Origin of the sequence: Stenotrophomonas sp. TWI819 (assembly GCF_039673075.1) — a bacterium.
GTDB classification, from domain to species: Bacteria; Pseudomonadota; Gammaproteobacteria; order Xanthomonadales; family Xanthomonadaceae; genus Stenotrophomonas; species Stenotrophomonas rhizophila_B.
Map to the genome: position 1 here is coordinate 510,667 of NZ_JBDJKY010000001.1, position 24,015 is coordinate 534,681.

Below are 24,015 nucleotides of genomic sequence, written 5' to 3' on the forward strand. Positions count from 1 at the left end.
CTCCTCCCCCAAGGATTCCAATGACGTCCCGCAACCAATACGACATGCAGAACCCGCTGACCCAGTTCCCACAGCCGACCTACCCGGCCCAGGTTCAAACCCCGCCCGGCACTGTTCATGAGCTCAAGCCGGCGGCCGACCATGGCGAGAAAAGCTACGTAGGCCTGGGGCGCATGAAGGGTCGCAAGGCGCTGGTGACCGGCGCCGATTCCGGCATCGGCCGCGCGGTGGCCATTGCCTTCGCGCGCGAAGGCGCCGACGTGGCGCTGAACTACCTGCCCGAAGAAGAAGACGACGCTGCCGAAGTGGTGGCGCTGATTGAAGCCGAAGGCCGCAAGGCGATCGCCATCCCGGGTGACCTCCAGGACGAGCAGTTCTGCGGCGACTTGGTGGCGCAGGCGGTCAAGGGCCTGGGCGGGCTGGACGTGGTCGCCAACATCGCCGGCAAACAGTTGGCCGTGGAAAAGATCGAAGACCTCACCTCCGAGCAATTCGACGCCACCTTCCGCACCAACGTGCACGCGCTGTTCTGGGTGTGCAAGGCTGCCCTGCCGCATCTGCCGGCCGGCGCCACCATCATCAACACCGCGTCCATCCAGGCTTATCAGCCCTCGCCCAACCTGCTGGACTACGCTCCCACCAAGGCGGCCATTGTGAACTTTACCAAGGCCCTGGCCCACCAGGTGGCCCAGCGCGGCGTCCGCGTGAACGCGGTCGCTCCGGGTCCGATCTGGACGCCCTTGCAGCCTGCAGGCGGACAGCCGCCCGAGGCTATCCCGGAGTTCGGCTCGCAGACGCCGCTGAAGCGTGCGGGCCAGCCGGTGGAAATGGCGTCGGCCTACGTCCTGCTGGCCACCCAGGAGTCGAGCTACATCACCGGCGAGGTGATCGGCGCCACCGGCGGCATGCTGCTGCCGTGACCGCTGGCTCCAGCGATGCCGATAGCGTGCCTGCCGAGCGCGACGCGGACGGGTATGCGCCCATCCACTCCTACGCCGCCATTGGCGATGGGCGCTCCAGTGCGCTCATCGCGCCGGATGGCAGCATCGACTGGTGGTGCGCCCCGTGCATGGACGCACCGCCCTTGCTCGACCGCCTGCTCGATGCCCCGGCCGGCGGTCGTTTTGTGCTCCAAGCCCGCGACGTTCAGCAGGTGCAGCGGCGCTACCGCGACAACAGCAACGTGTTGGAAACGCACGTCCGCACCGACACCGGCCTGGCCCGGGTGACCGAGTCGCTCAACAGCGGCCCGGCCGGGCGGCTGCCTTGGTCCGAGCTGGGCCGCCGGCTGGAAGGCTTGGAGGGAGAGGTCACCTTCGATCTGCTCTACCAGCCGGGCACCCGGGCTGGGGCCTGCACGCCCTGGATGAGCGATACCCCAAACGGATGCGTGCATCACGCCGGCCCCGTGATGACGATGCTGCGCTATTCCGAACGCGTGCAGATCGGCAATTGCGATGACCGGGAACTCCGCGGCACCGTGACCCTTCGGACCGGCGACAAGGAGATCATCGCTCTGCTCGCCTCTCAGGACGAAGTGCTCCCAGTTCCGCCTTTAGTGGATATCGATACCCGCATCGACCGCTCCGATCGGGAGTGGCGCCAGTGGGTGGACGACCTGCACTGCGACGCAAGCCGCCGCGCTGAAGTCATCCGATCGGCGCTGGCGCTCAAATTCCTTTGGTTCGCGCCCACCGGGGCCATCGCCGCAGCGGTGAGCGCTTCGTTGCCCGAGCGCATCGGCGGCGACAAGAACTGGGACTACCGCTACGCCTGGGTTCGCGATGCCGCATACGTCATCAAGACCTTCCTGCGCGTGGGTGCCCTGCCCGACGCCGAGGCCGGCTTCAGCTGGCTGATGACCACCATCGGTCGCCACCGTCCCGGGCTTGCGCCGTGCTACACCCTTCGCGGCGAGCGGGTCGAAGAGGAACGCTGTATCGATGTGCCGGGCTACCGCAACAGCCAACCAGTGCGCGTGGGTAATGCGGCCTCTGAGCAGTTGCAGACCTGCGCCTACGGCGACGTATTGGAAATGGCCAGCCGGATGATCGAAGCCGGCCACATCCTCGACCCCACAACTGCCCGGCTCTTGTTCGAACTGGCTGACGAATGCGCCGACAACTGGATGCGCAAGGACAGCGGCTTCTGGGAACTGGGCGACGCGCAGCACTACACGATGTCCAAGGTGGAATGCTGGATGGCGCTCCGCCGAGCCTGCGAACTCGCCGAGGCTGGCCACATCACCACTGCCCGTCTGCCGCGCTGGCAGCGCGAGAAAGAGCGCATCCTGGACTGGATCGACGAGCACTGCTGGGATAAGGCAAAGCAGAGCTACGTGATGCATGCCGGCAGCGACCGGCTGGACGCGAGCCTGATGCTCGCTTCGCGCTTCGGCTTGGGCGAACTGCGCCGGGAGCGTTTCATCGCTACTCGGGAGGCCATTCGGTGCGAACTGTCGGATGAAAGCGGGGATCTGCTGTGGCGCTACAGCGGCATGCAGGACTGCGAAGGCACTTTCATCAGTTGCGCGTTTTGGATGGTGGAAGCCTACGGCCTGCTGGGGGAGGCAGAAGAAGCGGATCGCTTGTTCGGATCGTTGCTGGCCCGCGTCCAGAACGACGTGGGCCTTATGCCAGAGATGTGGGATCCCCAAGCCGATGAAGGGCTGGGCAATACGCCGCAGGGCCTGAGTCACTTAGCCTTGGTGCACGCCGCTTATGCGATAGATGGCGACTAAGGCGGACGTCGGACATCTCGAAATGCGGTCTGAGGGGTCCGAGCCCGTCATCGGCATCCCTATCCCAAGGGGCGGTGCAGCGTTGACGGAACAACGCTGCGTCCCTTCACGACAACCCCGTCACGGGTTTCCGGAGATGCTCTGGTCAGCCCCCCCTGTTCAGGAGCAACGATGCCCACCTCAGCATCTTTTGTCATTCGCTCCTTTGAAGCGAGCTATGCCTCTACTGGCGACGTAGAGCGAATCCTGGCGCTTACCGTCGAATGCAGCCATTGCAGCACGACCACCGCGTCCTCCCGTGGCTCCCTAATAGAGCTTCCGGGCGGCGCGCTTTTCCGCTGCGGCCAGTGTGGCTCGCATCACGCCGTCAGCAACGCGCGGCTCTCGGCTTTTGGGGAGCCTTCCAAGCGTTCGGCGCAGCACCCTTTGGCACCGAGAATACCGCTCAGCCCAATGCTGCCGGTGTTCCAACGGGCTCTGGTCATCGAAACCCGGTAACAGCCTACGGACGTCTTGGTCTTGACCTCGACGCCCGCCATCACACTTCTGAGCTGCCCTTGGACGTCGCGTTCTTGTCCCCGTCGGACGGCGCGTCAGGTTCATCTTTCCCTGCGTGAACATGCCCGCCGGTCGGGTCCTCGATCTGGATGACCTTCCCCTTCTGCCACGCATCCGCCCCTGCATCGATGGGGGGCGCGGCGATATCGGCACGACGCTTCCGCTTGTCCTCACTACTGACCCCGAGCCGGGCGTCACGGGCAGCGACCATGGCCGGGTCCGCTTGGCCGTCTGCGGTGAACCCCATCATCAGCTGCGGCATGCCTCGGGGCAGGTCCTTGTCCAGGTCTGTGTGCCATGTGTGCCAGGTCTTGCCATACGTGTGGATGAGCTTCTCCATCAGCGCATGCTCGGCCACCTCGGGAATCCCCGGCGCAATGAGCTGACCCGATCTCACCTCTTGAACATGGCTGTGCCACAGCGCTTTTTCCTGCTCAGGAAGGCCTGCAAACAGCTTCTCACTGATGATGTATTCCACCCCCATCAGCTTGGCGTCTTTCACATTGCCGTCGTAGATCGTGCACTGGATGACATCCTCGTTGAGGATGGAGCAGTAGTGATGGGCTTCCATCTGGACCTTCATCTGGCCGTTGTAGAAATGGAACCCGTCCAGATAGGCGTTGATGGCGTCGACCGGAGGCCGGTCCTGCAGCACGGCCGCCCCGGTCTCTAGCGCTTTGGTCTTCGCGCTTTCTTCGGCCCCGGGCGCTTGGACGCTGGACTCTGTGTTCCCACCGCCGCACGCAGACAGGACAAGCGCGACGGCGGCGCAAACGATGGATCGACGCATAGTGATTCCTCCTGAAAAGCAACGGCAGCTGGTAAGTGGGATCAGTCGTCCTGTGCCCACCGTGCCAAGTTCTGTTGGATTGATTCGATACCTTCCCAAGGATCCTTGCGCCTGCGTTTGAGCTTGGCGGGCACGTCCTTCATGGTGAAGCTATCGGCCCGGGTGAGCTTCGACAGCTCGCTCCACGCGATGGGCATTGCCACGGGCGCGCCGGGCCTGCCTCGCAAGGAATAGGACGCCACGGCGGTAGCCCCTCGGCCGTTGCGCAGGTAGTCGACGAAGATGCGTTTGTTGCGCAGGCTTTTGGTCGACGTCGCCAAGAATCGCTGCGGCTCGGACTGTGCCAAAGCGTCTGCGAATCCATGAGCAAACCGCTTGGTCAAATCCCAATCGCATCCCGGATTCAACGGCACCACCACGTGCAAGCCTTTGCCTCCGGAAACGCGCAGGAAGGACTCCAGCTCCAACTGCTGAAGGAGCTTCCTTATGTCGGTTGCAGCTTTCTTGACCTCGGAGAACGGCACGTCTGGGCCCGGGTCAAGATCGAACACCACACGATCGGCGCGGTCGGGCGAATCGGCGTGGCTGCCCCAAGGGTGGAACTCCAAGGCGTTGAACTGCACAAGCTCCAAGAGACTGGCGGCGTCGTCGACCACCAGGTAGTAGGCATTGATCCCACTGTCTTCCTTGAGCTTCACCGAAGTGACCAACTCCAGACCCGCAGTGTGGTGTTTCTGGAAGAAGCACGGCCGGCCGGTGCCAGCTGGGCAGCGGATGATCGACAGTGGACGCCCAACGATCTCAGGCAGCAGATGGTCCATAACCGCGCTGTAGTAGTCCCACACCTCCTGCTTGGTGGCCTTGATGTCGGGAAAGATCACCTTGGACGGGCTGGAGAGCTTTGGGGGAACCCGCTCTCCTGCACCCGCCCTGCCCTTGCTGTTCGTGGGTTTGACGGCGACACCGCGCTCGGGTTTGGTGACGGCTTGCTTCCCACGTTTGTTCGGCTTGGCAGATGTAGCACCGCCGCCGGTACCGCTGCTCCAATCCGAGTCCTTTAGATCGGCCACGTCTTTGTCGGGCCGCACCGCTTTCAGCGACGCTTGGCGCAGCAATTGTTGCCCGCCAATGCCTCGGTAAAAGACCTCGACGACAAACCGGGGCGCAAACCAGGTGGCGGCCCGCAAGTCCGTCTCTGTCGTTGGGACATGTGCGGTGGGCTTCTTCCCGCCGGCGATGCCGATCAGCGCCGTCAGCTCCCCGATCAGGGTGTCCGAAAACCCCGAGCCGACGCGCCCCACGTAGAGCCACCCATGCTCGGGGTCGGGCTTGGCCAGTAGCAACGATCCGAAACCAGTGCGGCTTCCTTTGGGTGCCGTGTAGCCGACCACAGCAAATTCGTCGCTGGCCAACTGCTTGGTCTTCTTCCAATCCTCACCTCGGCCGCCGTGGTAGCCGCGATCGGCGCGCTTGGAGATGATGCCCTCGAAATGCTGCTCACCCGCCAAACGATAGGCCGCCTCCCCATCGCCGGCGATGTGCGAGCTCATGGCCAAATGGGATGAGGCTCCCTTCAAGACGTCCTCCAACAGCTCCTTTCGTTCCAGCAGCGGCGCATCCGCAATGTCCACGCCATTGATATGCAGAAGGTCAAAGAGCGCATACGACAGCGCACCCTGGCGCTCGCCAGATAGGGTGGCTTGAAGCAGATTAAAGTCTTCCTTCGTCCCGCGCCCCGCGATCAACTCCCCGTCCAAGGCGGCGGATTTCAAACCAAGTGCAGCGACGGCATCACGTATCTCGGGAATCTTGTTGGTCCATTCCAACGCGTTGCGCGACCACAAGCGAACCTCGCCTTGCGCTACCGTGGCCAGGATCCGGTAGCCGTCCCATTTGATCTCGTGAACCCACTGGTCGCCCTTGGGTGGCGAGTCGCCCAGCTTGGCCAACTGGGGTTCGAACGGACCCTGGGGGGCCTCTGCCTTTTTAGCACTGGTCAGCGCCAACGCCCTCTTGGCCCAATCCACGCGTCGAGCGGATTTTGCGACGGGGACCGCCTTGAGCCGCTTCTTATCAGGCTTCCCGCTGCCGGCCCGTTTGAGGTCTGCGGCAGGGGGCGCGGCGACATCGCCCAACAGGTCATCGGCTTCGACCTGGCTGGCGTAGGCATCATCCTCCTTGAAGAGAAGCCACTGCGGCTGACGCGCCGGCTTGCCGGATCGAACCAGGTGCCATCCGCCTTTGAGCTTGGATCCGAACAGTTCGAAGCGCAGATGCCCTTTGGCGAGTTGGGCCTCGGGATCCCCTTCGGTGGCCCAGACCCCGTGATCAAACTGGGCGACGTGACCCCCGCCATACTCGCCCTTGGGAATCTCGCCTTCGAAGCTGGCGTAGTCGACGGGATGGTCTTCCACCTCAACAGCCATCCGCTTGACCTTCGGGTCGTAGCTTGGCCCTTTGGGCACGGCCCAACTCTTCAGCGCGTCACCAACCTGGAGGCGGAAGTCGTAGTGACGACGGCTGGCATGATGCAACTGAACGACAAAAATGGCCCGCTGCCCGGCGGGTACTGCCTTGCCGGGTTCGGGCTCTTTGGTCTTGCTAAAGCTGCGCTTGCGGCGATATTCGGTGAGGGACATGCCCCGCGCCCGTCACTTGCCCAGGTGCTTACGAACCGCCGCCGAGGTGGGGCCGACGGCCTTGACCGCTTCCTTTAGCTGGGCCGCCGTTACGCCCAAGGTCTTGGTCCAGTACTGGACCTCGTAATCTTCATTGACGTTGATTCGGTCACGATCCGGGAAACCGGTCTTCTTCTTGTCGTCAGTCATGGCATCTACTCCCAGGCAAGTAGACTGTTTCTAGTCCCACCGCCGTAGGCCCGCCGTGAACAGGAATTGCGCGCCCCTTCACAGATGAGGCTCAGCTCCGACACATCACCTGCGCTCCTGACTTAGCGACCTCGGGACCTCGAAGCGTTTCTGGCCCTCATCGTAGGCCACCACATTGGGCTCCGCCGGGCTCTCTGGCTACGGCAGTCTTGGGCACTTATGATGAAAGCCATACTTAGGCCCGGGCTTCCACCTTGGACCCCAAACGCGAAATCTCTGGCATGCCAAATACCGGGCTGTTCTATCTGTTTGAAGTCAACGTGCAGCCAAGCCACCCCGGCTCGGAAGAGGATCCAAAAGTCCTCAACGTCCAAGCTAAGTGCCTTTCCTGCCACCGCGTCACCAATGCTACTGCCCCGCCGAGCCTCATGAACATACCTGGCGGCGGGGCGGTGCTTGAGTGCCCTGCGTGCGGGAGCCGCCAGGCGATTTCTGCTGCTCGTTTGCTGGAGTTTTCGCAAAGATCAGCCGGCGGCCCTGCGTCCTCAGATCCACCGCAGCAGTGATCTAAGCCTCAACTGCTGCCTCGGGCTCGCGAGCCTGGACCAACGCGGATCCCTCGCGGTACTGGGACTTCCGCCCCGCCATTGGACCGGTCACCGCCCACAGGCCGGCCGCATTGCGCAAGATGCCCCATTCGGGACCGCCGAGCAGTTCCCTCGCGCGATGGGGTCGCCGTCCTGCCCTGTGGATAGCGTCCGCGACTGCCTCGACCTCCTCGGCAAACCACCGGCACCCATTTACAAATCTCCACCGGTTGATCGAAAGGATCTGGGTAGCTGGGTGCAAGTTCTTGCAGGTGCAGGGCAGCCTCCCGCACGGTCAACTCTCGGAACGCAGGCTGGGCAGTCCAGTCACTCAAACGCCTCAATGCGTCGGCCATCATCCTCGGATCCTCCGCTGGCATGAGCCGGCAATCCTCGTTCTAAATGCGTGAAAACGGCGAAAGGACATTGTCAACGGCCCGCACACATCCCTTTTGCCGTAAGCGTCCCCTCGAAAGCGTTCACTTCGGGTTTCCTACGATGCTGAAAGTCACCAATCCTCGACATTCGCGGTCGTAGGTTCTCTTCCACTCAACACGCATGAGTGGACCATGTCGAAACCGTTTTTTAGCAAAATTGCCTGTTCTGCTTCGCGCGCCTCGGGATCGTTGGGCGCCTTCGTAGCGGCCTTGGGTGTGGTTATTGTCTGGGCGAGCAGCGGACCGTTCTTCAGGTTCAACGACACGTGGCAGTTGGTCATCAATACCGGAACGACGATCGTGACCTTCTTGATGGTGTTTCTGATTCAGCACACCCAGAATGCCGACACCGCCGCCATCCACATCAAGCTGGATGAGCTGATCCGAGTGACCAGCAACGCCAACAACGAGTTGCTGAATCTGGAGGAGATGGACCAGGAGCGTCTGGAGGAAATCCGCCTTCGATACGAGCAGTTGGCCAAGACTGCGGCCCATCTCAAAGCGAAAAAAGACCTGTGCATGCCGTGCGCGCAAGAAGACGTTGCAGGCGTGTAGCAGGCCTTCACAGATTTGCGCACCAACCTAACGAGAGGGCGCTTAGCTTCAGGGCTCCACCCACCACGAGCCCGGAGAACCATCATGGCGATCAAGACCGCTGAAGACCTGTTCATCCACGAACTGTCGGACATTTACAGCGCGGAGAAGCAGCTGACCAAGGCACTGCCGCGCCTCGCGCGAGCCGCCTCCAATCCGGACCTGGCCGCCGCCTTCGAAACTCACCTGGAAGAGACACAGGGTCAGATCGAACGCATCGACCAGGTTGTCGAGCTGCTGGGCATCCGTCTCAAGCGCATCAAGTGCGCCGCCATGGAGGGGTTGGTTGAGGAGGGTAAGGAAGCCATCGACAGTATCGAGGAAGGCCCGGTGCGGGATGCCGCCCTTATTGGCGGTGCCCAGAAGGTCGAGCACTACGAAATCGCTTCCTACGGCACCATCTCGGCCCTCGCCAAGCAGTTGGGTTACAAGGACGCGCTCCCGCTCCTGCTGGAAACATTGGAAGAAGAAAAGGTAACCGACGAGAAGCTGACGATCCTGGCCAAGTCGGGTGGCAACGCCAAGGCCGCGAAGGCCGCTTGAGGCGCATGGTTATGAGCCGAGACGAGAAAGATCTCCCTGTGCCCGGGGAGAAGGCCCGTAGCGAAACACCGGCTGAGGAACATCACCGGAAGACCCGGACGGACAGGAACCACGAAGAGGCCTTGGAGGAGACGTTCCCCGCGAGTGACCCGATTTCGCCGTTCGTTCCTGCCAAGCCGCCTGCTGCGGATGAAGGCGCCGCCAACCGTGCCACCGAGAACGCTGGCTACAACCAGCGTGGGCATGGAAAGGGCGGTAAGGCGGGAGAGGGAGAGCCCGAAGGCGCGGGCGAGCGCGATGGAAAAACTCAGCCCGACTTTGGGCAAGGCAACACGTTAGGCAAAAAGCCAGGACTTAGTGGCTGAACCGGGGAGCGGCGTGGATCGCCGCTCCTTCTCTGCAATTCGCTAGTCGCAGGACTACTGTCGAGACGTTCGTTCAACTGTAGGCAGTGTGGGCATGTGGAAGAGAAACGGTTTGTCGATCGTGCTTCTGGCTTTTCTCCTAGTCTTCTTGGGAGGCCAGATATGGACTGGCTTTTTGACCCACAACGAGGAACTCGCTGAAACGCACCGCGCTGCACTGAGCCTATTTGACTACCTGCATAGCGGCCATTTCTTCAGCGCAACCTTCGAGAACTGGGAAAGCGAGTTCCTTCAGATGGGCATGTATGTCCTGCTGACCGTCAGCCTCCGCCAGAAGGGTTCGGCCGAATCGCGCCCACTGGATGATGCGCAGGAGCAAGAGCGAGTTGAGCCGGGTCCCATGCCTTGGGCCGTTCGGAGAGGCGGGATCTGGAAAATGCTTTACGGTCACTCCTTGGCGATCGCATTCACGGCCTTGTTCCTGCTGAGCTTCTCGCTGCATCTTGCGGGCAGCTGGCGTGAGGAGGTCGATGAGCAGCTCGCGAAGGGATTGCCCGCTCCCACCTGCTGGGAACACCTGTGGAGCAGCAGCTTCTGGTTCGAATCCTTCCAGAACTGGCAGAGTGAGTTCTTGGCCGTGCTTGCCTTGGTTATCCTGACCATATTCCTTCGTCAGAAGGACTCACCGCAGTCCAAACCGCTGGCGGCGCCTCACAGCCAAACGGGCGATTGAGGGGCAAGAGCAGCTATGAATACACCCAGCCCAGCGCTCCTGATCATCGACATGTTTACGTTGTTCGACTTCCCAGAAGCCGGCCAGGTGAAGCCGAAGGCGCTGGAAGCCGCTCGGCACATCGCGACGCTCGCCCAGCGCTTCCGGGCGCTCGGCCATCCGGTCATCTACGCCAACGACAACTTCGCCAACTGGCAGATGGATTTCAAGGAGTTGGTGAGGCTGTGCTTGGCCACCGAGGGGGAGTCATCGGCGATCGCGAAGATTCTGGAACCGGAACACGGTGACTATTTCGTGCTCAAACCCAAGCACTCCGCATTTCTCGCCACCCCACTGGCCGTGCTGCTTGCCAAGCTTGGCGTAAGGGAGCTCCTCGTTGCAGGAATGACGGCGGAGTCGTGTATCACGGCCACATGTTTCGATGGCAACGCCAGGGAATACGACACGATCGTGGTGCAGGAAGCGGTTGCCGGCATCGGCTCTCGAAAGATCACGGCACTCCGATTGCTTGAAGAGTCCAAGGCAGCGACCGTTCTCAAGCTTGCGAGCTACCTGCGCCGCCTTGGGACTTAGGATGACTCATTCCCGCCGAATGCATGCGGTTTGAACGAAGGCATCGAAAGACTGAAGAGCGATCGCGGGCGTGCGCGCCCTCCACTGAAGGCAGGCGCGGCTGCTCTTTTGCGTTACGGCCCCAACAACGACGATGGCCCGACATCGAGCCGGGCCATCCTGGTATTCAGGTCCGGGCGATTGGCAGCTGCTTATTCCTCTTCGTCCTGGCTGCCCTGCTGGCCGGAGCGCTCCCGCTTCTGATCCTGATCCTGTTGCTGCTGACCCTGGTTGTCCCGCTCCTGCTGACCCTTCTGGTCCTGCTGGTTCTGCTGACCCTGCTGATTCTGGTTGCCCATGTCAGTTCTCCATTGACAGCATCGGCATTGATGCTGACGATGAGGCTATCGGAGCTTGGGTTATGCGTCCGTTGAAACCTATCCAAGTCCTCGAACGAAATCGCCACGTAGTTAAACAGTTCATTTGCTCAGCAGTCCGTCCGCGCGAGTAGGCCGCGGGCCCAGCGTTGCATCTATTCCTTCAGGCACCGCTGATCACGCGGGCAGCCAGGCCAGCATTTGATGGGGTCGGAAGGCGTGCTGTAGCCATCTCCGTCTCCGGAGAATTGCCATTGCCCGGCACCAGCCTTTCCTGAACTGCGGCAAGCAGTCGGCTGACTCGGCGGGCAGCGTCTCCGATGCTCGGTTCCAGTCCCAGAACGTAGACAAAGCAACCGTCGAACTTGGCAGAGGCAGACTCAAGCCCTTCCGTGTCGGACATTTCGCGCTTGAGCGCCTTAAGCCAACGCTTAGGCGGCTCAGACTTCAGCTCCACCACCACCGCAGCTTCGCCGAAGTCCAGCGGCATCACCTCGAGCCTCAGGACCTTCGGAGTCGACAAAATTTGTGATGAGTTGCCCACTGCCGTTCTCCTCCAGAGCAATGGACGGAAAGTATGCGCAGCCCGTGCCAAGGCTACGTCAAAATTCGAGGCCAGATGGATGACACCTACCTGAAGGTGCGCGTCCTTCTGCACAGCGCGGGTGAAGCTGAAGTGTCATGCGCTGCAGGATGCCCCTGAGCAGGAAACGGAGCTAATTCAGCTGCGCGTGCCCGCAGGCCCTAACCGCAGGTGCTGAACGCTTCACAAGATGAAAGCGGCTCAAACGCGAGTATTGGCATCCGCCTGCTTACACGCATCGAAGCGATGGGATCAACCTCAACGTGCTACAGAACCTGCTTCATTTCGCGCCCCTTATAACCGCAGCCATGACGTGCGTGACAGCGTTGATATGGGTCGTTTATCTGGGTTTTTTCCTTCGCAGTTACCGACGCCAGCAGCGACCGTCCATCCTGATCACCTCGGGCGCGGGCAAGGACCTGGATGCGCACTGCTTCGTGACCAATTTGGGATTGGAACCGGTGTACTTGCTCGATGTGGTCATCGACCTGACTGAGCCAAGTGGCAAGGTCGTACGAGCAGTCATTCCCGAACGCACCGAGCGGTGGAGTCAAGCTGTTCCCGGGGACGAAGATGATGTCCGCCGTGCAACCAATGTCGGAGCGCTCAGCAGCGGCGGCGAACGAGACTTGGGGCGATTCCGGACCTTGATCGAACGCGCCAGCACTGAGAACCCCGACATCGCCGCGGAGGTTGCCTTCACCAGCCTGGAAGTGACCGTGGTGACGGTCACCGCGAGCCAGGCAGAGCTGTGCGGGGCGTCACGTTGCTATCGCATTGAGCATCGCGAGGGTGGCCAGGCTCGCCTGAGAGCAAGAACCATCAAGGCCCGACAGTTGCAGGGGTACTTTGCACGCCGCAGCCTGACTCGCCTGTTGACCGCGCAGTTGAAGTCCTTGGATGCAGCATAGTCAGCATTGCAGCCATTGACGCACTTACGCCGATTCGGACGACGCTGCTAAGCACTGTGCGCGTTGATCTGCAACGGTCCATCGGTATCCTGGCTTGGCTGGGCGTCGATCACCCCTTGCGCCATTCGCGCAGATGACCAGGTGCTGCGCCTTGGGGCTTGGCCCCGCCTTTCCTGTCCTGCCTTGCCCATCATCGTCACCAGTTCCAACGCATGCCCACCTTGCTCGGCCGTAAAAGGCACATACCCCGTTGCGCTGGAGAACTCTGTCCTGGGTGATCCGTTGAACTCGTGCCACGCGTTCAGGCGAAGCCACGCGTCGCTGGCCCGGGGCCCGCCGTTGCGGCCCTGGCCACTGCCGATGCGATTGAGCCGGATGCCCAACCGGCCGACCGTGGAAACGCCGTCGCTGTAGCGTACGCGCGCGATGTCATCGACCAGGTCGTCGACGTCCACGCGCTGCCAGATCACCTGCGCCTGGGGTTCGATTCTCCAACCGGTCAGATCTTCCGCGGTGTCACCCGAACCCAGGGCGAAGGGCCACCCGCCCTCCAGCGAAAGAACCGTGCCATCGCCGTTGGTGAAGGTGTCGGGCAGCGTGGGCAAGGGTTCCAACCCATGGTCTGGAGGCGGGGCCGCAAAGGTTGCGTAGCTCATGAAGCAGGCGGATGCCAACGCGGTCAGCCGCAACACCTCTCGAGAGCCCCCCCGGACATCCCCCGTCCCCTTTGCCATACACATCGGCGTAGACGACATGTCGAGCTCCACTTGGGAGCATCGAGTCTATTTTTGCCTTCTGCCACGCGCATCCGCACAACTGCCGGTTACTCGCCAGTATGTTTACTGATTTCCACGGTGCCAACCGGCTGCTACACGCCATTCAGAGACTAAACGCGACCGCCCTACCGCTGATAAAGAACCCTAGTCACCTGCGGCGACCGCATGTCTGCTTCCGGCCAGAAGCGGACCTCCGCCCTACCCCTGATAACGCCCCCTAATCCCCGTAATCCCGTCACTCTTAGCTGACAGGGGGATGTGCCGAGGATCTATTCCTGCGCTCGGGAAGGCAGCGACACACTGACGATGGCGGTCTGTCACCACTCCCGAGCAGCTCTGGAGTCTAAGCCGCTCTGGAGTCTAAGCCGCTTTTTCGAGAAGAGCAGCAATCAGCGCTTGATCCGGAGCCGTCTTGAGCCGGATCGCAACAAATGTTCAAGTTCCATTTTGCATGTCCTGAGTTCGAGTGTGCGGCCTCTGATTTGCACTGAGATAGTGTCCCTGCAGCTCAGATCACCTTCGAAAGGCACTGCCAAGTCAATGAATTCCATTGAACATCATTGGTTTTCCATAGGCATTTTTCCCGGAGCATCAATTAGGATGCGCTCACACCATGCTTCGCTTCAGCCAGCAGTCGCTCACTAGGACCAAGGTGAGACTCCTCCCTGTCACCTACCGCTAGCCTGTTCACATCTTCCAAGAAACCATCACCAAGCCTCACTGCCGCTGACCAAGCGTCGGTTCGCAATAAAGCAACGCCCGATACGGCTATCAGGATGATGCCCCACAAGGAAGAGGCAACAGAAGCCGAAATGCTTACGTTGGTGGAACCGGCTATAAGCACAAAAAGAATCATTGCTCCTGAGAAAGCCGACACGAAGTAGATACCCCAGAAGGCCAGATTCCACTTCGCTCGCTTCGCAGCCGATGCCGCCTTGGCCTTCCAACCAACCCGCTGGGTTTTCTGTTCCCACTCAACCAAGCTCCATACGTCGGCGAGATCACCTAGCATCCGACAAACCTCAGCACCTGATCGATCACAGACCCTTCTGACCACAGCTGCCGGTAAATAGGCGCCGAACAACTGGCGAGAAAGAACCTCCACACTTAATGCGTCGAGTTCCCACGGATTCTTCCAGTACTGAAGGAATTCGCGTCGGCGGACGAACTGAAGATCTCTTCGTCCAATCAGCCACCGAACGCCCCCAAGTACCAAGATAGCCAAACCCATGACCATCTTGAGCTGACCCCCAGCCAGACCTATCAAATGCTCCATATTCCCCCGGCCACGATCGATGCGTTACTCGAACGATCACCGACCAGGTGTGGCAGGTCAACATCTAGATCTCACCCAGGCAGATGGTTGCCTAAGGCAGCCTCGTAACGAGGCTGGATTCCGTCAGGCGCGCGACCTGAAACACAGCGTGGCAGCCCTCCTCCTGCTGGTCCACCGTCCGGGCGGCTAGCACCATGGCCGCCCCCGCTGGCTCCCTGACGAGAACCAGTCACAACGCGCCGCTAAGTGGAGAGCGCCAAACGCCTGTCGCGCGTCTATGGCGGTCCGGCAATCAAGCCCGCCTTCACAACTACCACGCCACCCCGAATGCAACTATGAAGGCCGCGACCTGCCCCCCTCGGTAAACCATGCCACACTTTCGCCGTCTTTTTGGTCGTTGGCTCCGCCTGCGTCGTCTTGTCCGTTGGCGTTGGCGTGAGCGCCAGGCCTCGGTCCCGGCCATCGAAGCCACCGAGGTCCCACTGCGTGCCGCGCTGTACAGCGTTGAACAGATGGAGGTGTACGGCCGCGCATTGGCGCGCCAGCACCGGGTGCGGATGCGACCTGGCGCAGAGCGCCTGCTCGATCGCCTGCAGGCCAACGAGCGTGTCCTCGAAGACGCCAACACGCTGCTCAGCAACGTAGTGCGCGAACAGCGGCCGGTGACCCCGGCCGGGGAATGGCTGCTCGACAACTACTACCTGATCGAAGAACAGATCCAGACCGCGCGACGCCACCTGCCGCGCGGCTACAGCCGGCAGTTGCCGTCGCTGGTCGCCGGCCCCTCGGCCGGGTTGCCGCGCGTGTATGAACTGTCGATGCAGGCGATCGCGCACGGCGATGGCCGCATTGACGGCGATACGCTGGGCCGCTTCATCGCCTCGTACCAGTCGCTCGCGCCGCTGAGCCTGGGCGAACTGTGGGCCGTTCCGATCATGCTGCGCCTGGCCCTGCTGGAGAATCTGCGGCGCATGGCGGCGCGGGTGATGCGTGACGGCACGGACCGTGGCCTGGCTGCCCAATGGGCGGACAGCCTCAATCGCGCGGCGTCGGACACCCCGACCGATGTCGTCCTCGTGGTGGCCGACATGGCACGCTCCGAGCCACCCTTGACCGGCGCGTTCATCGCCGAGCTGACCCGCTCGCTGCAGGGGCGCGGCGGCGCGTGGGCCATGCCCATCGCCTGGCTGGAACAGTGGGCCGCCGCGGCTGGGCAGCGCATCGACGAACTGGTCGCCGCCGAGGGGCAGCAACAGGCGGCTGACCAGGTCTCCATCGGCAACAGCATCGGCAGCCTGCGCTTCCTCTCCACCATGGATTGGCGCACCTTTGTCGAAGACATGAGTGTGGTCGAGCAGCGGCTGCGCGAAGACCCGATGGCCGTTTATCCGCAGATGGATTTCGGCACCCGCGACGCCTATCGCCACGTCGTAGAGAAGATCGCGCGGGGTAGCCGCGTCGCCGAAGAGCGCGTTGCGACCATCGCGCTGGATCTGGCGCGGGCGGCTGCGCCGATCGATGGGCCACGTACGCACGTGGGCTATTGGCTGGTCGGCGAAGGTGTGAACGCCACCGTTGATGCCGTGGCCGAGGCGGCCCCCCGCCACCGCAAGGCCAGGCGACTGGCGCATCGCGTGCCCCTTGCCCTGTACCTGCTGCCGATCGCCCTGCTGGCGGTGGTGGCCACCGCTGGCCTGCTTGCCTCGGGCAGCGGCTCGGTGCCCGTATGGCTGGCCGCGCTGTTCGGGCTGCTGGTATTCAGCGAGCTGGGCATCGTCCTGGTGAACTGGACGGCGACGGTACTGGTCACGCCCAGGCCGCTGCCCAAACTCGATTTCAGCGAAGGTATCCCGGCCGCCTGCTCCACCGTGGTCGCGGTCCCCTCGATGCTGTCCAGCATCGACGGCATCGATGTCCTGACCGAAGCGCTGGAGGTCCGCTTCCTGGCCAACCGCGATCCTCAGCTGCGCTTCGTGCTGCTGACGGACTTTCTCGATGCCGCGGCAGCCGAGACGCCGATGGACGACACCCTGCTCGCGCACGCCGTGGAGCGCATCGAGGAATTGAACAGTCGCTATGCTACTGAGCGCGGCGATCGCTTCTACCTGCTGCACCGTCCCAGGCAATGGAACCCGGGCGAAGGGGTGTGGATGGGGCACGAGCGCAAGCGCGGCAAGCTGGCAGCGCTCAACGCCCTGCTCCGCCAAGGCGATGCGGCCGCGTTCATGCGCACCGTCGGTGACACGGCGGCCCTGATCGGCGTCCGCTACGTCATTACGTTGGATTCGGACACGCAGCTTCCGCGGGATGCCGCACGCGCCTTCGTCGCCACCCTGGCGCACCCGCTCAACCGCCCGCGCTTCGATCCGGCGCTGCAACGCGTGGTGGAGGGCTACGGCATTCTGCAGCCCAGCGTCGGCACCAGTCTGGGCACGCGCCGCACCTCGCGGTTTGCCAGGATGTTCGGTAGCGAACCCGGCATCGATCCGTACTCGCGCATGGTCTCGGATGTCTACCAGGACCTGTTCGACGAAGGTTCGTTCGTGGGCAAGGGCATCTATGACGTCGAAGCGTTCGAGCATGCGCTCGAAGGCCGCCTGCCCGAGAACCGCATCCTCAGCCACGATCTGCTGGAAGGCTGCTATGCACGCGCCGGCCTGGTCAGCGATGTGCGCCTGTACGAGGACTATCCCGAACGCTACGCCGCCGATGCCAAGCGCCGTGCGCGCTGGATCCGCGGCGACTGGCAGCTGCTGCCCTGGTTGATGCCATGGACACCGCGCCCGGGATCGGGCTGGGAACGCAACCGGCTCAGCCTGCTGTCGCGCGGCAAGTTGCTGGACAACCTGCGCCGGAGCCTGGTGCCGATTGCTGCCTTGGCCTTGCTGGTGGCGGGTTGGCTGTATGCCGAAAGCCCGGTTGCGTGGACGGCGTGGGTGCTGGCGCTGTGGTTCGCGCCGCCGCTGATCGGCATGCTGCGCGATGCGCTGAGCGTTCCGGACGACACCCCGCTGGAAGCGCACTACATCATGGTTGGGCGCGGCACGCTGCAGTCGTTGCTGCGCGCGGCCACCCAGGTCGCGTGTCTGCCCTACGAAGCGTTGCTCGCCGGTGGCGCGGTGCTGCGCACGCTCTGGCGCATGACCGTCACCCGCCGCCACCTGCTGCAATGGAACCCCTCCAGCGAAGTCGAACGCCGCCTCGGCAGCGACCGCGGCGCGGAATGGCGGGTGATGGCGCCAGCATCGTTGCTGGCAATTGCGCTGGCGGCCGTTGTGGCCAGCGTGGCTCCGCAGGCGCTGCCTGTCGCCCTGCCCCTGCTGTTGGCGTGGACCTTCGCGCCCGCGTTGATGGCGTGGCTCGGCCGGCCGCCGGCCGCAAGCGTGGCCGAACTGTCCGTGACCCAGCGGGCATTCCTGGGCCGGCTGGCGCGGCGCACCTGGTCGTTCTTCCAGGCGTGGGTGCGCGAGCAGGATCATTGGCTGCCGCCGGATAACATCCAGGAGCATCCAACCCTGGTGGTGGCGCGGCGCACCTCGCCGACCAACATCGGCCTGTCGCTGCTGGCCAATCTCTCTGCGTGGGATTTCGGCTGGCTCCAGCTGGGCGCGGTCGCGGAACGCACCGCCCTCACGTTCGATACGCTGGACCAGCTGCCGCGCCATCGCGGCCACTTCCTGAACTGGTACGACACCGAAACCCTGGCGCCGCTGCAGCCGCGCTACGTCTCCACCGTGGACAGCGGCAACCTGGCCGGCCACCTGCTGACGCTGCGCCAGGGCCTGCTCGCGCTGGTGGATGCGCCGGTGCTGGCACCGCACACCTTCGACGGCCTGGCCGATACGCTCGGCGTGCTGGAAGAAGAACGGCAGCGCCATCGCCCTGCTGACGCGCCACTGGGCGAGGCACTCAACCACCTTCGCCAGCGCTTGGCCTCTACGCGCACCGACCCACCCCGTGGGACGGCACAGCTGCTCGCCCGGTTGCAGGAGCTGGCCGGCCTGGCCGACGCCGTACTGGCGCAATGGCCGGCACCGGAGTCACCCGAGGAAGGTGTGCTGCACTGGCCTGCGCTGTTCGCTGCCGAATGCCATGCCGCCCACGCAACACTCGCCGACCTCCCTGCCGATGCCGGCGCCGACGACGAGGCACCAGTACCGAGCCTGCGCGAGTTGGCCGCCCTGCCCGGCTCCGTCGGTGCGGACGCGCGCGCGCGCATCGAGCAGCTGCAGGCGCTGGCGCACCGCGCCGGACAGTTCTCACTGATGGAGTACGGGTTCCTGTTCTACCGCACTCGGAACCTGCTCTCGATCGGCTACAACGTCGACGACCATCGCCTCGACAACAGCTTCTACGACCTGCTGGCTTCCGAAGCGCGGCTGTGCGCCTTCGTCGCCATCGCCCAGGGCCAGCTGTCGCAGGAAAGCTGGTTCGCGCTCGGGCGGATGCTCACCGAGGTCAACGGCACACCGACGCTGTTGTCGTGGAGTGGCTCGATGTTCGAGTACCTCATGCCGCAGCTGGTGATGCCCAGCTATCCCGACACGCTGCTCGACCAGACCGCGCGGCATGCGGTGGAGGCACAGATCGTCTACGGCCGCACCTTGAACCTGCCGTGGGGTGTGTCCGAGTCCGGCTATAACGCGGTCGATGCCCGCCTGAACTACCAGTACCGCGCGTTCGGCGTGCCCGGGTTGGGGCTCAAACGCGGCCTGGGCCAGGATCGGGTCATCGCGCCCTATGCCAGCATGATGGCGCTGATGGTGGCACCGGAGGCGGCGTGCCAGAACCTCCAGGCACTTGAAGGTCTCGGGTTCTCCGGGCGCTTTGGCATGTACGAAGCGATCGACTACACCCCCGCCCGGGTGCCGCCGGGGCAGGATCACGTGCTGCTGCGTTCGTTCATGGCCCACCACCAGGGCATGGGCCTGCTGTCGCTGGACTACCTGTTGCGCGACCAGCCGATGCAGCGCCGTTTCGTTGCCGATACCGAGTTCCAGGCGACCTTGCTGCTGCTGCAGGAACGCATTCCGCGCATCGGCGTGTTCCATCCGCATGAGGTCGAAGCCCTGGGCGAGCACTCCGCCATGGCCGAGCACGAGACCTCCCTGCGCGTCCTGCGCGACCCGGCGGGCCCGCGCCCGGAAGTGCAGTTGCTCTCCAATGGGCGCTACCACGGCATGCTGACCCATGCCGGCGGCGGCTACAGCCGCCACGGCGACCTGTCACTCACCCGCTGGCGCGAAGACGGCACCACCGATGCCTGGGGGTCGTTCTGCTACCTGCGCGACGTGGACAGCGGCGAGTTCTGGTCTGCCGCCTACCAGCCCACCTGCGTGGCGCTGGACCATTACGAGGCGATCTTCTCCGACGCCAAGGCAGAGTTCCGTGGTGCCCGCCGCGGCTGCGAGAGTCATCTGCAGGTCGCCATTTCGGCCGAGGACGACATCGAGCTCAGGCGCCTGCGCCTGACCAACCGCGGCCGTCGCCAGCGCACGGTGGAGATCACCACCTATGCCGAAGTGGTGCTGGCGCCCGCCGCGTCGGACGACGCGCATCCGGCCTTCAGCAACCTCTTCGTGCAGAGCGAGATCCTGGACGCCAAGCAGGCCGTGCTCTGCACGCGCCGGCCGCGTTCGCACGACGAGATACCGCCGTGGATGTTCCATCTGGTCGCGGTGCATGACGCGGAGGTGGTGTCGATCTCCTACGAAACCGACCGTTCGCGCTTCCTGGGGCGTGGCAACACGCCGCGGACGCCGCAGGCGTTGACCACCGATACCGACCTCTCCGGCACGGACGGCTCGGTGCTCGACCCGATCGTGGCCATCCGCGTCCGCGTGGTGCTGGAGCCCGAGCAGACCGTGCAGCTGGACATGGTGTATGGCATTGGCGCGGACCGCACCGGTTGCGAGGCGATGGTCGACAAATACCGTGATCGCCGCTTGGCCGACCGTGTCTTCGACCTGTCGTGGACACACAGCCAGGTGGTGCGCCGGCAGATCAACGCCAGCCAGGCCGAAGCGTCGCTGTACGAGCGCCTGGCCAGCCACGTGCTGTATGCCAATCCGCTGCTTCGCGCGGGCGACGCCGTCCTGCAGCAGAACCAGCGCGGACAATCCGGGCTGTGGGGCCATGCCATCTCGGGCGACCTGCCCATCGTCCTGCTCAAAGTCACCGACGCGGAGAACATAGAACTGGTCAGGCAGCTGGTGCAGGCGCATGCGTATTGGCGCCAGAAGGGACTCAACACCGACCTGGTCATCTGGAACGACAGCAAGGCCGGCTATCGGCAGGAACTGCAGGACCAGATTCTGGGAATGGTCGCCGCCAGTTCCGAGACGGGCCTGCTCGATCGTCCTGGCGGCATTTTCGTGCGGCCGGTGCAGAACATGAGCCACGAGGACCGCATTCTGTTGCAGGCGGTTGCGAGGGTGGTACTCAGCGACGAGGACGGCACGTTGGCCGCCCAGGTGGGGCGTCAGCCGCTACCTGTGCGACGCATTCCGGCCCTGGTGCCGCAGGCGGAGCAACAGGAGCTGGCCCTGGCGATGGAAGAGACGACAGGGCTTCCCGTCGTCGCCGACCCGGGGCCCGAACCCGGGCTGCCGCCGGGTGCCGAGCACGACGAAGAGGTGGACGACCCGTGGCCGTTCCTTCCGTACCGCGGCGCCGGCCGTTTCGACAACGGCACCGGGAGTTTCAGCGAGGACGGCCGCGAATACGTGGTGGTGGTGCGCGAAGGTGCCCCGACGCCGGCGCCTTGGGCCAACGTGATCGCGAACGCCCGTCTGGGCACGGTCGTCAGCGAGAGCGCACCGGGCTACACCTGGTTCGAGAATGCACACGAATTCCGCTTGACGCCCTGGCTCAACGATCCGGTGTCTGATACCGGCGGCGAAGCCTTCTACGTGCGCGACGAGGACACCGGCCGTGTCTGGTCGCCGATGCCGCTGCCGTGCCGGGGCACCGGGGCGTACCGCACGCGCCATGGATTCGGCTACACCGTCTACGAGCATATCGAGGACGGCATCGTCAGCGAGTTGTGGGTCTTCGTCGACGTCACCGCCCCGCTGAAGTTCTCGGTCCTGCGGTTGCACAACCTCTCGGGCCGGCCGCGGCGGCTGTCGGCCATCGGCTACGTGGAATGGGTCATGGGTGACCTGCGCCCGAAGTCGCGCATGCATGTAGTGACCGAACGCGACCCGCAGACCGGGGCGCTGATGGCGCGCAACAGTTACAGCACCGAGTTCGGCGGCCGGATGGCCTTCTTCGACACCGATGCCGAGGGCTGCGGCTGGACCTGCGATCGCCTGGAGTTCATCGGCCGCAACGGCGGCCTGCACGCACCGGCCGCGTTGCGTCGCGAACGTCTGGATTCGCGGGCGGGCGCAGGCCTGGATCCCTGCGCGGCGATCCAGGTGCCGCTGGAGCTGGCGCCGGGCGACCGCAGTGAAACCACGTTCCGTCTGGGCGCGGGGCGCGACCGAGAGGAAACGCTGGCGTTGGCACGAAGCCGCCAAGGGAATCAGGAAGCCATCGATGCGCTGGACGCCGTGCGCATCCACTGGCGCAATGTGCTGGCCACGGTGCAGGTACGCACGCCGGACCCGGCGTTCGACGCACTGGCCAATGGGTGGCTGGTCTACCAGACGCTGGGCTGCCGCTACCTGGCGCGCAGTGGCTACTACCAGTCAGGCGGCGCGTTCGGCTTCCGCGACCAGCTGCAGGACGCACTTGCTCTTGTACACGCGCGCCCGGACCTGACCCGCGAACACCTGCTGCTCTGCGCGGCGCACCAGTTCACCGAAGGCGATGTGATGCACTGGTGGCACCCGCCGCAAGGTCGGGGCGTGCGCACCCGCTGCTCGGACGATTATCTGTGGTTGCCCCAGGGCGCATCCCGCTACCTGGAGGTCACCGGCGACGCCAGCGTGCTGGACGAAGTGGTCGGATACATCGAGGGTCGCGCGGTGACCCCGGAGGAGGAAGGCTACTACGACATGCCCACCCTGTCGGCGCAGCGCGGCACCCTGTATGCGCACTGCGTCGTCGCGCTGGAACGCGGGTGCCGGTTGCTCGGCGAACGCGGGCTTCCGTTGATGGGCAGCGGCGATTGGAACGACGGCATGAACCGCGTCGGCGACCAGCAGCGCGGTGAGAGTGTGTGGCTCGGGTTCTTCCTCCACGACACGCTTCGCCGCTTCATCGGGCTGGCCAACGCCCGTGGCGATGCCTCCCGTGCACAATGGTGCGAAGAGCAAGCCGAACGCCTGCGTCAGAACCTGGAACAGCATGCCTGGGACGGGGCGTGGTATCGCCGCGCCTGGTTCGACAACGGCGCCATGTTGGGCTCGTCACAAAACCAGGAGTGCCGCATCGATTCGATCTCCCAGAGCTGGTCGGTGCTGTCCGGCGTTGCCGCGCCTGAGCGCGCCACGCAGGCCCTGGACTCGCTGTACACGCATCTGGTGCGGAAGGACGCCAAGCTGATCCAGCTTCTGGACCCGCCCTTCGACCAGACCACGGAGGACCCCGGTTACATTCGTGGCTACGTACCGGGCGTGCGCGAGAACGGTGGCCAGTACACCCACGCGGCGGTGTGGGCGGCCATGGCATTCGCACAACAGGGAGATGCGGTGCGTGCCTGGGAGCTGGCCGGCATGATCAACCCCCTCAACCACGCGCTGGATCCGGAAGCAGTCCAGACTTACCGCGTCGAACCCTATGTGCTGGCAGCCGATGTCTATGCCGTGTCGCCGCACGTCGGCCGAGGCGGCTGGACGTGGTACACCGGCTCAGCCGGCTGGATGTATCGCCTGCTGGTCGAATCCCTGCTCGGCATCCGTCGCGACGGCGATCGTCTGTCACTTGAACCGTGCCTGCCCGATCACTGGCCGTCATTCGAACTGAGCTACCGCTTCGGGCGCAGCCTGTACGAGTTCGTGGTGACCCGCACGGCGCAGGGTCGGCCGACACTGCATGTGGATGACGTCCTGCAGCCGGACCTCAGCGTCCTGCTCCGCGACGACGGCCATTACTACAAGGTCGCCCTTGACCTGGACGCACCCCCGAGATGAACGTTCGTCCCGACATACAGGAGCAGCTCGATGCGCTGGCCGACATGCTGGCCCACTGGGTGGCGCGCGTGCGCCATCCGGCGCAGTTCTGGCCGCAGTTCGAAACCCTTGCGGCCGAGATTCTGGATCAATGTGCGCCCACGGAGAGGGAGCAGGTGCGCGCACGCCTCCAGGAAATGCTCGGACGCCATGGGCTGGAGCCGCCGCCGGGGCACGATGGCCAGTCCTTGTCGTAGACAGCCAGCTGGCATCGCATGAGCCGAATACCTGCACCGATTCAGCTCA

Annotated in this window: 16 protein-coding genes; 9 read left to right on the forward strand and 7 right to left on the reverse strand. The window is 63.8% G+C overall.

The annotated features are described in order from the left end of the window. The first annotated feature begins 20 nt into the window (after positions 1–20). Positions 21–920, forward strand: a complete 900-nt coding sequence (locus tag ABE463_RS02270) for an SDR family oxidoreductase (RefSeq protein ID WP_346467108.1) — start codon at positions 21–23, stop codon at positions 918–920. After that, positions 917–2,740 (forward strand): glycoside hydrolase family 15 protein, encoded by a 1,824-nt coding sequence (locus ABE463_RS02275; RefSeq protein WP_346467109.1) that lies wholly within the window; start codon positions 917–919, stop codon positions 2,738–2,740. The genes ABE463_RS02270 and ABE463_RS02275 overlap by 4 nt, the downstream gene beginning before the upstream one ends. Positions 2,741–3,278: 538 nt before the next feature. Here ABE463_RS02275 and ABE463_RS02280 read toward each other — a convergent pair. Genes ABE463_RS02280 through ABE463_RS02290 form a run of 3 tightly spaced genes read right to left on the reverse strand, consistent with a single transcriptional unit; the run spans position 3,279 to position 6,916 of the window. Then, entirely contained in the window at positions 3,279–4,088 is an 810-nt protein-coding gene (locus ABE463_RS02280) for an OBAP family protein (RefSeq protein ID WP_346467110.1), read from the reverse strand. Positions 4,089–4,129: 41 nt separating this feature from the next. Further along, positions 4,130–6,727 carry a DNA ligase D gene (gene ligD / locus ABE463_RS02285; RefSeq protein ID WP_346467111.1) on the reverse strand — a complete coding sequence of 866 codons (2,598 nt, stop codon included), beginning with the start codon at positions 6,725–6,727 and terminating at the stop codon, positions 4,130–4,132. Between the two features lie 12 nt (positions 6,728–6,739). Next, a complete protein-coding gene (locus ABE463_RS02290) occupies positions 6,740–6,916 on the reverse strand; it encodes a DUF3606 domain-containing protein (protein ID WP_346467112.1) in 177 nt (58 codons plus the stop codon). 1,156 nt (positions 6,917–8,072) lie between these two features. Between ABE463_RS02290 and ABE463_RS02295 the strand changes: the two genes are divergently transcribed. From ABE463_RS02295 to ABE463_RS02310, 4 genes are all read left to right on the forward strand, one after another. Beyond that, complete coding sequence (locus ABE463_RS02295; RefSeq protein WP_282261711.1) at positions 8,073–8,495, forward strand: low affinity iron permease family protein; 423 nt, start codon at positions 8,073–8,075, stop codon at positions 8,493–8,495. A gap of 84 nt (positions 8,496–8,579) precedes the next feature. Further along, the gene (locus ABE463_RS02300) at positions 8,580–9,077 is read left to right on the forward strand and encodes a ferritin-like domain-containing protein (RefSeq protein WP_313218342.1); all 498 of its coding nucleotides are present in this window, start codon (positions 8,580–8,582) and stop codon (positions 9,075–9,077) included. A 459-nt stretch (positions 9,078–9,536) separates the two neighbouring features. Further along, positions 9,537–10,175 (forward strand): DUF6766 family protein, encoded by a 639-nt coding sequence (locus ABE463_RS02305; RefSeq protein ID WP_346467113.1) that lies wholly within the window; start codon positions 9,537–9,539, stop codon positions 10,173–10,175. A 15-nt stretch (positions 10,176–10,190) separates the two neighbouring features. Continuing rightward, the gene (locus ABE463_RS02310) at positions 10,191–10,748 is read left to right on the forward strand and encodes an isochorismatase family cysteine hydrolase (RefSeq protein WP_313218340.1); all 558 of its coding nucleotides are present in this window, start codon (positions 10,191–10,193) and stop codon (positions 10,746–10,748) included. Between the two features lie 191 nt (positions 10,749–10,939). Here the strand turns inward: ABE463_RS02310 and ABE463_RS02315 are convergent, their stop codons facing one another. Both ABE463_RS02315 and ABE463_RS02320 read right to left on the reverse strand, forming a co-directional pair. Further along, a complete protein-coding gene (locus ABE463_RS02315; RefSeq protein WP_282261718.1) occupies positions 10,940–11,086 on the reverse strand; it encodes a hypothetical protein in 147 nt (48 codons plus the stop codon). A gap of 181 nt (positions 11,087–11,267) precedes the next feature. After that, positions 11,268–11,648: a hypothetical protein gene (locus ABE463_RS02320; protein WP_282261720.1), complete on the reverse strand. Its 381-nt coding sequence runs from the start codon at positions 11,646–11,648 to the stop codon at positions 11,268–11,270. A gap of 302 nt (positions 11,649–11,950) precedes the next feature. On the opposite strand from ABE463_RS02320, the gene ABE463_RS02325 reads away from it, so the two are divergent. Then, the gene (locus ABE463_RS02325; RefSeq protein WP_346467114.1) at positions 11,951–12,598 is read left to right on the forward strand and encodes a hypothetical protein; all 648 of its coding nucleotides are present in this window, start codon (positions 11,951–11,953) and stop codon (positions 12,596–12,598) included. Between the two features lie 47 nt (positions 12,599–12,645). Here the strand turns inward: ABE463_RS02325 and ABE463_RS02330 are convergent, their stop codons facing one another. Next, positions 12,646–13,254, reverse strand: a complete 609-nt coding sequence (locus ABE463_RS02330) for an autotransporter outer membrane beta-barrel domain-containing protein (RefSeq protein ID WP_313210995.1) — start codon at positions 13,252–13,254, stop codon at positions 12,646–12,648. Between the two features lie 715 nt (positions 13,255–13,969). Beyond that, entirely contained in the window at positions 13,970–14,605 is a 636-nt protein-coding gene (locus tag ABE463_RS02335; RefSeq protein WP_346467115.1) for a hypothetical protein, read from the reverse strand. Positions 14,606–15,018: 413 nt separating this feature from the next. Here ABE463_RS02335 and ABE463_RS02340 point away from each other — a divergent pair, with 413 nt between their 5' ends. Together ABE463_RS02340 and ABE463_RS02345 are read left to right on the forward strand one after the other, a co-directional pair. Then, positions 15,019–23,730 carry a glucoamylase family protein gene (locus ABE463_RS02340; protein WP_346467116.1) on the forward strand — a complete coding sequence of 2,904 codons (8,712 nt, stop codon included), beginning with the start codon at positions 15,019–15,021 and terminating at the stop codon, positions 23,728–23,730. Continuing rightward, positions 23,727–23,966 (forward strand): hypothetical protein, encoded by a 240-nt coding sequence (locus ABE463_RS02345; protein ID WP_346467117.1) that lies wholly within the window; start codon positions 23,727–23,729, stop codon positions 23,964–23,966. The genes ABE463_RS02340 and ABE463_RS02345 overlap by 4 nt, the downstream gene beginning before the upstream one ends. The last annotated feature ends 49 nt before the right edge of the window (positions 23,967–24,015 follow it).